7 protein-coding genes, 1 tRNA gene and 1 rRNA gene are annotated in these 11,268 nt (G+C 58.1%); 2 read left to right on the top strand and 7 right to left on the bottom strand.

The window, feature by feature from the left end:
• Window positions 1-195 precede the first annotated feature (195 nt).
• The 7 genes from ACP3TA_RS06930 to ACP3TA_RS06900 form a co-directional block, all read right to left on the bottom strand.
• A tRNA-Glu gene (locus ACP3TA_RS06930) sits at window positions 196-271 on the bottom strand.
• Between the two features lie 88 nt (window positions 272-359).
• Window positions 360-1,901, bottom strand: a 16S ribosomal RNA gene (locus ACP3TA_RS06925).
• 400 nt (window positions 1,902-2,301) lie between these two features.
• Window positions 2,302-2,835: a menaquinone-dependent protoporphyrinogen IX dehydrogenase gene (gene hemG, locus ACP3TA_RS06920; protein WP_033644954.1), complete on the bottom strand. Its 534-nt coding sequence runs from the start codon at window positions 2,833-2,835 to the stop codon at window positions 2,302-2,304.
• A 21-nt stretch (window positions 2,836-2,856) separates the two neighbouring features.
• Window positions 2,857-4,308: a Trk system potassium transporter TrkH gene (gene trkH, locus ACP3TA_RS06915; RefSeq protein ID WP_004934492.1), complete on the bottom strand. Its 1,452-nt coding sequence runs from the start codon at window positions 4,306-4,308 to the stop codon at window positions 2,857-2,859.
• Window positions 4,309-4,342: 34 nt separating this feature from the next.
• Window positions 4,343-4,957: an IMPACT family protein gene (locus tag ACP3TA_RS06910; protein WP_033644956.1), complete on the bottom strand. Its 615-nt coding sequence runs from the start codon at window positions 4,955-4,957 to the stop codon at window positions 4,343-4,345.
• Window positions 4,957-6,288, bottom strand: coding sequence for a Xaa-Pro dipeptidase (gene pepQ / locus ACP3TA_RS06905; RefSeq protein WP_033644957.1), 1,332 nt, complete (start codon window positions 6,286-6,288; stop codon window positions 4,957-4,959). The genes ACP3TA_RS06910 and pepQ overlap by 1 nt, the downstream gene beginning before the upstream one ends.
• 112 nt (window positions 6,289-6,400) lie before the next feature.
• Window positions 6,401-7,597 carry an MFS transporter gene (locus ACP3TA_RS06900; protein ID WP_033644958.1) on the bottom strand — a complete coding sequence of 399 codons (1,197 nt, stop codon included), beginning with the start codon at window positions 7,595-7,597 and terminating at the stop codon, window positions 6,401-6,403.
• A gap of 233 nt (window positions 7,598-7,830) precedes the next feature.
• Here ACP3TA_RS06900 and fadB point away from each other — a divergent pair, with 233 nt between their 5' ends.
• Together fadB and fadA are read left to right on the top strand one after the other, a co-directional pair.
• The gene (fadB, locus tag ACP3TA_RS06895) at window positions 7,831-10,020 is read left to right on the top strand and encodes a fatty acid oxidation complex subunit alpha FadB (RefSeq protein WP_033644960.1); all 2,190 of its coding nucleotides are present in this window, start codon (window positions 7,831-7,833) and stop codon (window positions 10,018-10,020) included.
• A 10-nt stretch (window positions 10,021-10,030) separates the two neighbouring features.
• Window positions 10,031-11,194, top strand: coding sequence for an acetyl-CoA C-acyltransferase FadA (fadA, locus tag ACP3TA_RS06890; RefSeq protein ID WP_033644961.1), 1,164 nt, complete (start codon window positions 10,031-10,033; stop codon window positions 11,192-11,194).
• The last annotated feature ends 74 nt before the right edge of the window (window positions 11,195-11,268 follow it).

Genomic DNA, 11,268 nt, shown 5'->3' with positions numbered 1-11,268 from the left:
AGAGACTCTATGACAGGTTACTCTTCATCCCAGTACATCTACGGAGGGATAAATTTCAGCCGTCATGTTTCAATTTTCAGCTTGTTCCAGATTGTTAAAGAGCAATATCTTAAACATGACTCGGAAGTCATCTTTAAGATATGGTGTATCGTCAGATACTTGAGACCGCCGCTTTCACCGGGTGGGTCGGAAGCTTGGCGTCCCCTAGGGGATTCGAACCCCTGTTACCGCCGTGAAAGGGCGGTGTCCTAGGCCTCTAGACGAAGGGGACACGACACCGTACTTTTATGACGCTTTTGCTCGTTACTTTTTCATCAGACAATCTGTGTGAGCACGCCACTCGAATCAATATCTTTAGGTAAGGAGGTGATCCAACCGCAGGTTCCCCTACGGTTACCTTGTTACGACTTCACCCCAGTCATGAATCACAAAGTGGTAAGCGCCCTCCCGAAGGTTAAGCTACCTACTTCTTTTGCAACCCACTCCCATGGTGTGACGGGCGGTGTGTACAAGGCCCGGGAACGTATTCACCGTAGCATTCTGATCTACGATTACTAGCGATTCCGACTTCATGGAGTCGAGTTGCAGACTCCAATCCGGACTACGACGTACTTTATGAGGTCCGCTTGCTCTCGCGAGGTCGCTTCTCTTTGTATACGCCATTGTAGCACGTGTGTAGCCCTACTCGTAAGGGCCATGATGACTTGACGTCATCCCCACCTTCCTCCAGTTTATCACTGGCAGTCTCCTTTGAGTTCCCGGCCGAACCGCTGGCAACAAAGGATAAGGGTTGCGCTCGTTGCGGGACTTAACCCAACATTTCACAACACGAGCTGACGACAGCCATGCAGCACCTGTCTCAGAGTTCCCGAAGGCACCAAAGCATCTCTGCTAAGTTCTCTGGATGTCAAGAGTAGGTAAGGTTCTTCGCGTTGCATCGAATTAAACCACATGCTCCACCGCTTGTGCGGGCCCCCGTCAATTCATTTGAGTTTTAACCTTGCGGCCGTACTCCCCAGGCGGTCGATTTAACGCGTTAGCTCCGGAAGCCACGCCTCAAGGGCACAACCTCCAAATCGACATCGTTTACAGCGTGGACTACCAGGGTATCTAATCCTGTTTGCTCCCCACGCTTTCGCACCTGAGCGTCAGTCTTCGTCCAGGGGGCCGCCTTCGCCACCGGTATTCCTCCAGATCTCTACGCATTTCACCGCTACACCTGGAATTCTACCCCCCTCTACGAGACTCTAGCTTGCCAGTTTCAAATGCAGTTCCCAGGTTGAGCCCGGGGATTTCACATCTGACTTAACAAACCGCCTGCGTGCGCTTTACGCCCAGTAATTCCGATTAACGCTTGCACCCTCCGTATTACCGCGGCTGCTGGCACGGAGTTAGCCGGTGCTTCTTCTGCGAGTAACGTCAATTGATGAACGTATTAAGTTCACCACCTTCCTCCTCGCTGAAAGTGCTTTACAACCCGAAGGCCTTCTTCACACACGCGGCATGGCTGCATCAGGCTTGCGCCCATTGTGCAATATTCCCCACTGCTGCCTCCCGTAGGAGTCTGGACCGTGTCTCAGTTCCAGTGTGGCTGGTCATCCTCTCAGACCAGCTAGGGATCGTCGCCTAGGTGAGCCATTACCCCACCTACTAGCTAATCCCATCTGGGCACATCTGATGGCAAGAGGCCCGAAGGTCCCCCTCTTTGGTCTTGCGACGTTATGCGGTATTAGCTACCGTTTCCAGTAGTTATCCCCCTCCATCAGGCAGTTTCCCAGACATTACTCACCCGTCCGCCGCTCGTCACCCAGGGAGCAAGCTCCCCTGTGCTACCGCTCGACTTGCATGTGTTAAGCCTGCCGCCAGCGTTCAATCTGAGCCATGATCAAACTCTTCAATTAAAAGCTTGATTTGCTTCCACTCGAGAAGCGATGCTCAAAGATTTACTGCATGAATTTTACTTCAGTTAGTCACTCTTCAAGACTTGATATTTTTTTTGCATCCGAAGATGCTGGATATCGTCTTGTGGAGTGCCCACACAGATTGTCTGATAAATTGTTAAAGAGCAGTGAGTTAGGCGCTTTCGCTTGCTAACTCGAGGTGGCGTATATTACGCTTTTCACCCGGAGAGTCAAGCGTTTATTTCGCTTTCCTCTCGCTGACCCGGCGGCTTGTCAGTCGTTGTTCCCGGTCAGTGGAGGCGCATTATAGGGAGTTCTCGGCAGGCCGCAACCCCTAAATGCAAAAAACTTTTCAAGCGCGGATTTTTTCGGCAAAACGCTGGCCAAACCCGCATTTTTGTCACTTTTCGTACTGAATCTGGCTAAATTCCTGGGCGAAACGATCGACTTGCTGCCAATCTGTGTACTCAACTTCCTTACTGGTATCCGTTTCTCCACCGGTCATACGCATAATAAATTGAATCATGATGCGATCGAACCAGCGATAACGTGGATAACGCAATGCCCCGGCAAACACCGCGCACTGTTTTGGCTGCCACGGCGACGCCAACAGGAACTTGCGGGTATAGGCGTTGGTTTGCGGCGAACGCTTTTCCGGTTTGCGCGCGGTCAGATTGACGGCAAAGAATGCACTCGGCATCCGATTCAACTGTTCGGCATGACGTTTAACGAATTTATCCAGCGCCGGGTTAAAGTGCCCGTAGCGAATAGAAGCGCCGATCATCACCTGCTGATACTGGCTAAGGTCGATCTGTTCCGCCTGCAACAGATCGATAACCTCACAGCGCAGCGTATCCTGCAATTTGCTTGCTATATAAGAAGCGATAGCACGTGTTTGCCCGTCACGGCTCGAATAAAGTATCAATGCCTTCATGGCGTACTCCTTATAACAGGCTCACTCACGCCAGAAGGTTGGCGTGAACAGCACCAGCAATGTAAACACTTCCAGGCGCCCGAACAGCATCGTCACCACCAGGATCCACTTGGCCGCCGCCGGCATCGTGGTGAAGTTGTCCGCCACCACGCCCAGACCAGGACCAAGGTTATTCAGCGTTGCCGTCACTGCGGCAAACGCGGAGAAATCATCAACGCCGGTCGCAATGATCGCCAGCATGCTGACGATAAACACCAGCGCATAGGCGGAGAAGAATCCCCACACTGCTTCCAGAATACGTTCCGGCAGTGCGCGATTGCCCAATTTGATGGTATAGACCGCGTTGGGGTGCACCAGCCTTTTCAACTCGCGCGAGCCCTGCAGGTACAACAGCAGAATACGGATCACCTTCAGGCCGCCGCCGGTCGAACCGGCGCAACCGCCGATGAATGCCGAACACAGCAACAGCATCGGCAGGAACAGCGGCCACTTGGCGATGCTGTCGGTCGTAAAACCGGCCGTGGTCGCCATCGATACCACCTGGAAGAACGCCTGATTGAGCGTTTCCATACCGCTCTTATAGACGCCATGTCCCCAGAGCACCAACGTGCACACCACCACCAGCGTCAGTTGAACGAAGATAAACATGCGGAATTCAGGATCGCGCCCATAGACCTTCAGACTGCGGCCGCTTAGCAAAGCGAAGTGCAGACCGTAGTTACAGCCGGAAATCAGCAGGAACACGGCAATGATGGTGTTGATGGTCGGGCTGGCGTAATAACCGATACTGGCATCGTGGGTAGAAAACCCGCCAATGGCGATGGTCGAGAAACTGTGGCCGATGGCGTCGAACACCGACATCCCGGCCCCCCAGAGCGCCAGCGCACAGGCGACGGTCAGCAACACATAGATTAGCCACAGGGTTTTGGCGGTTTCGGCAATACGCGGACGCATCTTGTTATCTTTCAGCGGCCCGGGCATTTCCGCCCGATACAGCTGCATGCCCCCGACGCCGAGTATCGGCAGTATCGCCACCGCCAACACGATGATCCCCATCCCGCCCATCCATTGCAGCATTTGGCGATAGAACAGGATGGCCTTAGGCAACGAGTCCAGCCCCACCAGCGTCGTTGCGCCGGTAGTCGTCAATCCCGAGAAGGATTCAAAGAAGGCGTCGGTCAGCGACAAATTAGGACGTTCCGAAAACAGGAACGGCAATGCCCCCACGCTGCCCAGCACGGTCCAGAACAGCACGACGATCAAGAAACCTTCACGCGGCTTCAGCTCGTGTTTCTGCTTACGGTTCGGCCACCACAGCATCAGCCCGATGGTCAACGCCACGAAGAACGTTTGGCTGAACGCTCGCCCCGCCCCATCGCGATAAATCAATGCCACCAGGCCGGGAATAAACATCGTCCCGGAGAACAGGATGACCAGAAGACCAACGATACGGGTTATGGCGCGAAAATGCATTTCAGCACGATCCTTAGCAATTCAATTGGGAGGATTATTGCGAAATGGGGGTTAATTGCAAATTACCGCGACTGAGATCACGCAATTTATTCCCAAACAGCTCGACCTCAGTCGCCGGCAGCGCCAAATGCAGCACGACGGCGGCGCCGTATTCACCCTGCAGGATCCGACCTGCGATTTGCTGCAACAAGTTCTCCACCAGCGCCAACTGCGCATAGTCGCACTGCAAGATATATTCGGCTTCGGGCACCTTTTGCGCCAGCGCCAGCTGCTTCAATGCCTGTTGAACACCGTTGCCATAAGCTTTCACCAGCCCGCCGGTGCCCAGCTTGACACCGCCGTAGTACCGAACGACTACGGCGGTCACTTCACCGATACCGCTGCCCATCAGCTGCGCGAGGATAGGTTTGCCGGCGGTGCCCGACGGTTCTCCATCGTCGGAGAACCCCAGCTGCTGCGAATCATCGGGGCTACCGGCGACGAAAGCCCAACAGTGGTGCCGCGCCGCCGGGTGCTCATCCCGCACCTGCTGAATAAACGCCTTTGCCGCCTCCACCCCGCCGGTCGGCGCCAGCAGGGTGATGAAACGGCTCTTCTTTATCTCTTCGGTAAAGCAGGTTGCTTCCGCCGGTATCGGGTACGGCCGCATCAAGCCAGGTTCAGATCGCGCGTCATGTTCTCGATGCGCTTTTCATGGATCACGATGTTGTCTTCGATGCGAATACCGCCATACGGTTTCAGCGCATCGATGCGATCCCAGGCGAAGTGCTGCTTGAACTCGCCGCTGCGCCACGGCGCCAACAGAGACTCGATGAAGTAAAGACCCGGTTCGATGGTCAACACCATGCCCGGCTGCAACACGCGGGTGCAACGCAGGAACGGGTACTTGGACGGCGCCGCCAGATGGGTGCCTTGCTCATCCTGCATAAAACCGGCGGCGTCGTGCACCTGCAGGCCCAACGGATGGCCCAACCCGTGCGGCAGGAACGGCGTGGTGATACCCGTTTCGACCATCGCCTCTTCGCTGAGGCCATTCACCAGTTTGTGATTCTTGAGCAGCTTGGCGATGCGCTGATGCATCTGCACATGATAGTCGGTGTAACGCACGCCGGTTTTAATGGTGTCGATCAGCGCCAGCTGTTCACTATTGAGATCTTTCACCAGATGAGCGAACTCGCTGCCGCTTTGCGCCGCATAGGTACGCGTCAGATCGGCGGCGTAGCCGTTATATTCCGCCCCGGCGTCGATCAGAAAACTCAGGGACTCGGCCGGCGGCTGATGATCCAGCTTGGTGTAGTGCAGCACCGAAGCGTGCTCGTTCAACGCCACGATGTTGTCGTAAGGCACATCGGTATCGCGATGGCCGGTAGCCGTCAGGTAGGCCAGATTGATGTCGAACTCGCTCATGCCGGAGAGGAAGGCCTCATGCGCGGCACGATGGCCGGTTACCGCCGTCTTCTGCGCTTCGCGCATGCAGGCCAGCTCATAGCCGGTTTTAATCGAACGGTGGAAATCCAGGTAGTTCAGCACCGCTTTCGGGTTGATGTTTTCCGAAGGGATGCCGAGATCGCGGGCGCGCTGTTGGGCATAACCGATATAGCCGACGCGCTCACGCTGCGGCGGCAGCTGCTGCGCGATCGCATCGGCGTTGGCCAGCGGCATCAATTCGAGGGACTTGGTCCAGAAACTGTTCGGCAGCGGCTCTACGCTGTGCCAGTAGTCAACCGGGGAGTAGAACCACAGCTTCGGCTTGTTGACGCCATCTATCCACAACCAGCAGTTCGGCACCGACGTCACCGGCACCCAGGCTTTGAAATGCGCGTTCACTTTGAACGGGTAGCTATGGTCGTCCAAAAATACCTTTTGCAGTTCCCCGGAGTGAATCAGCAGCGCATCCAACTTGTTGCGCTCCAGCACTTCACGCGCGCGTTTTTGCAGTTCTGCCAGGTGGTCGTTATACAAAGAAGCCAGCGTTTCCATCACAGTACCCTTATGCCTTAGCACGAAAGAAGCCATCTTAACACAGCGCTCCGACGCACCAACCTCATCGCGTTGGGCATGCGGAGCAGCTCGCAATTCCCTGCAAATGCCGTTACATCCGCAGCTTAACCATTAACCAGCCGCCCAAACCGAGCAGCGCTATCGCCAGCGCCCACAGGCCATGGTGTTCCAACAACACCGCGCCGGCCGCGGCGACGCCCGCCAGACACTGCTGCAGAAAGCCACACAGCGCCATCGCATAAGCGCCGTACTCTTTGGCATCGCTGACGGCCATCGCCATGCTGTTGGGAAACAGCACCGCCTGGCCAAAAATGGTCAGGCAATACAGCGCGATGAACAGCGCCATGCCGGAAAGGCCGGCCAGAACGCCGCTCCACCACAGCAGCAGGATCGCCGCCGTCGCCAGCGCCACGATGCCGCTGCCGGCCTGCATCAGTTTTTTCCCGCCGAGATGCGCCACCGTACGGTTCACCGTCAGCGCCCCGCTGAAGTAGGCGACGCCGATCACCAGCCCCAGGGCGCCGAACGCCGTGACGTTGAGACCAAACTCCTGCTGCATGACGAACGGACTCACTTCCTGCAGTGTCACCGTGGTGGCAAACCCCAGCCCGCCGACGCAGGCCGGCCAAAAGAACCCAGGCCGCCGCAGGATGGCAAAGTAGGTTGCCGCCATCGCCGGGCGCACGCCCCCTGCCCGTCCCGCCTCCAGCGGCAGCGTCGCCATCAGCACCAGAATGATCAAACCGGTGGCGCCCATCAGGACGAAGCCCATCTGCCAGTGCGCATATTGGCTCAGCAGGCCACCGATAAACTGACCGCCGCCCAGCGCGGTGATAAAGGCGATGGAGAGCACCGACAGACGCCGCGCCAGTTCGTCCCCGCTCCAGTTATCCCGCACGATGATGCGCGCGATGATCGCCGCACCGCCGGCACCCACGCCCTGCAGCGCACGCAGCGTCAGCAATTGGGCGCCGTTGCTGCACAGCGCCAACAGCCCGCTGCAGCCAATGAAAAGAAATAAAGACAGCGTCAGGGGCGCGCGGCGGCCAAAGCGATCGGCGGCCGCGCCCCAGAACAGCACCGGCAAGGCGGCGCCGATGACGAAGATTGAAATGGACAACTCGGTGGCGCGCCGGCTCATCGCCAGCTCCCGCATCACCGTCGGCAGCGAAGGCAAGTACACGGTCGTCGCCATTTGCGCCATAAACACCAACAGACACGCCAGCGTCATGGTTCTGGCGGGAATGCTCCATAAGCCGCTGCGTTTAACACAAGCCGCCTTAGTCATGCGTAACCTCGTCTGAATGTTCATTCGCTGCGAGCAAGTGTATGAGGGCCGACAAGCTCCGGCAAATGCCGATAGCACATAAAATATAACTTCGTTTCAAATCAAAAAACTAACTTAGCGACATGTGATCAGACCAGCAAAAATGCAATCTCTCATTTGCATATTGTTAACATAAAAACCACACTCCTCCTCATCTGGTCATACCAGATCATACGCTGATTCAGGAGATAGACATGCTCTACCAAGGCGAAACATTACAACTGCACTGGCTCGATAACGGCATCGCCGAGCTGGTGTTCAACGCACCGGGCTCGGTCAACAAGCTGGACACCCGCACCGTCGCCAGCCTGGGCGAAGCGCTCACCGTGCTGGAAAACCAGCCAGAGCTCAAGGGGCTGCTGCTGCGCTCCACCAAAGCCGCATTTATCGTCGGCGCCGATATCACCGAATTCCTTTCTCTGTTCGCCGCGCCGGCTGAAAAGCTGCAGGAGTGGCTGGTATTCGCCAACAACGTCTTTAACCGGCTGGAAGATTTGCCGGTGCCGACCATTTCGGCCATTAACGGCTATGCGCTCGGCGGCGGTTGCGAATGCATTTTGGCGACCGATTTCCGCGTCGCCTCACCGGACGCGCGCATCGGCCTGCCTGAAACCAAATTGGGCATCATGCCGGGCTTCGGCGGCTCCGTCCGCCTGCCGCGCCTGCTGGGTAACGACAGCGCGCTGGAAATCATCGCCGCCGGCAAAGACGTCAGCGCCAAAGACGCCTTGAAAGTCGGCCTGGTCGATGCGGTAGTGGCGCCGGAAAAACTGGCCGAAGCCGCGCTCAACATGCTGCAACAGGCGATCGACGGCAAGCTGAACTGGCGCGCCGCGCGTCAACCGAAGCTGGAGCCGCTGAAGCTCAGCCCGATCGAGGCGGCAATGAGCTTCACCACCGCCAAAGGCATGGTGCTGCAGACCGCCGGCAAACATTACCCGGCGCCGATGACAGCGGTGAAAACCATTGAAGCCGCCGCCAAGCTGGGCCGCGATGAAGCGCTGAAACTGGAAACCGCCAGCTTCGTGCCGTTGGCGCGCTCCAACGAAGCGCGTGCGCTGGTCGGCATCTTCCTTAACGATCAGTTCGTGAAGGGTCAGGCGAAAAAGCTGGCCAAGAATGTGGACGCGCCGAAACAGGCGGCGGTGTTGGGCGCCGGCATCATGGGCGGCGGCATCGCTTACCAATCGGCGTTGAAAGGCGTGCCGGTGATCATGAAGGACATCAGCGACAAATCGCTGACGTTGGGCATGAACGAAGCGGCCAAGCTGCTCAATAAGCAGTTGGAACGCGGCAAGCTGGATGGCCTGAAAATGGCGCAGGTGCTGTCGACCATTCAGCCGACGCTGGACTACGCCGGCATCGAGCGCGCGCAGGTGATCGTCGAAGCGGTCGTGGAGAACCCGAAGGTCAAAGCCGCCGTGCTGTCGGAAGTGGAAAACCTGATCGGCGAAGACACCGTTCTGGCGTCGAACACCTCGACCATTCCGATTAATCATCTGGCAAAATCGTTGAAGCGTCCGCAAAACTTCTGCGGCATGCACTTCTTTAACCCGGTACACCGTATGCCGCTGGTCGAAATCATCCGCGGCGAACAAACCAGCGACGAGACCATTGCCAAAGTGGTGGCCTACGCCAGCCGCATGGGCAAAACGCCGATCGTGGTGAACGACTGCCCGGGCTTCTTCGTCAACCGCGTGCTGTTCCCATACTTCGCCGGCTTCAGCCTGCTGCTGCGCGACGGCGCCGACTTCCGTCAGATCGATAAAGTGATGGAAAAACAGTTCGGTTGGCCGATGGGCCCGGCCTACCTGCTCGACGTGGTGGGCATCGACACCGCACACCACGCGCAAGCGGTAATGGCGGCCGGCTTCCCGGAGCGCATGAGCAAAGACTATCGCGACGCCATTGACGTGATGTTCGACAACCAGCGCTTCGGTCAGAAAAACCAGCTGGGCTTCTACCGCTACAGCCAGGACAACAAAGGTAAGCCGCGCAAGGACAACGACGAGCAGACCGATGCGCTGCTGGCCGAAGTGAGCCAACCGCGCCAGACCATCAGCGACGAAGAGATCGTTGCGCGCATGATGATCCCGATGATCAACGAAGTGGTGCGTTGCCTGGAAGAGAAGATCGTCGCCAGCCCGGCCGAAGCCGATATGGCGTTGGTCTACGGCATCGGTTTCCCTCCGTTCCACGGCGGCGCGTTCCGCTACCTGGATACGCTCGGCACCGCCAACTACGTTGAGCTGGCCCAGCGTTACGCACACCTCGGCGCCCTGTATCAAGTGCCGGCCGGTCTGCGCGCCAAGGCCGAACGCAATGAAAGCTACTACCCGGTGGCGACACCGCTGTCCGACGTCGCAACCCGCCAACCGGCATGAGGTCATAAAGATGGAAAACGTAGTTATTGTTGATGCCGTACGCACGCCGATGGGCCGCTCCAAGGGCGGCGCCTTCCGCCAGGTGCGCGCCGAAGATCTCTCCGCTCATCTGATGCGTGAAGTGCTGAGTCGCAACCCGGCGCTGAACGCCGACGAGATCGATGACATTTACTGGGGCTGCGTGCAGCAGACGCTGGAACAAGGCTTCAACATCGCCCGCAACGCCGCGCTGCTGGCCGAGATCCCGCACCGTGTGCCGGCGGTGACCGTCAACCGCCTGTGCGGCTCTTCGATGCAGGCGCTGCACGACGCGGCGCGCGCCATCATGGTTGGCGACGCGCACATCAGCCTGATCGGCGGCGTGGAACACATGGGCCATGTGCCGATGAACCACGGCGTGGATTTCCATCCGGGCCTGAGCCGCAGCGTGGCCAAGGCCGCCGGGATGATGGGGCTGACCGCTGAAATGCTGGCCAAGATGCACAACATCAGCCGCCAGATGCAGGATGAGTTCGCCGCGCGCTCCCACCAACGCGCACATGCGGCGACGCTGGCGGGTTACTTCAAAAACGAGATCATTCCGACCAACGGCCACGACGCCGACGGCGTGCTGACCCGTTACGATTTTGATGAAGTCATTCGCCCGGAAACCACCGTCGAAAGCCTGTCGGCCCTGCGTCCGGCGTTCGATCCGGTCAACGGCACCGTCACCGCCGGCAGTTCCTCCGCCCTGTCGGACGGCGCTTCCGCCATGCTGCTGATGAGCGAATCACGCGCCAAAGCGCTCGGTTTGAAAGCCCGCGCCCGCATCCGCTCGATGGCGGTCGTCGGCTGCGATCCTTCCATCATGGGCTACGGCCCGGTGCCGGCCAGCAAGCTGGCGCTGAAACGCGCCGGTCTGAGCGTGCAGGACATCGATCTGTTCGAGCTGAACGAAGCGTTCGCCGCCCAGTCGCTGCCGTGCATCAAAGATCTGGGGCTGATGGACAGCATCGACGACAAGATTAACCTGAACGGCGGCGCCATCGCGCTCGGCCACCCGCTGGGCTGTTCCGGCTCCCGCATCTCGACCACCTTGTTGAACAACATGGAACGTCGCGACGCGCAGTTCGGCCTGGCAACCATGTGCATCGGCCTGGGCCAGGGTATCGCCACCGTGTTTGAACGCGTTTAGCTGTGTCTATCTTGGGATGACCGCGTCACCACTTCAAATCGCGGCATCCCGCCAAGTTTAGTTGCCGTTCTTCC

This window comes from Serratia sp. 2C06, assembly GCF_050037615.1.
Taxonomy (GTDB): domain Bacteria; phylum Pseudomonadota; class Gammaproteobacteria; order Enterobacterales; family Enterobacteriaceae; genus Serratia; species Serratia ureilytica.
This window is presented reverse-complemented; position numbering and strand designations above follow the sequence as displayed.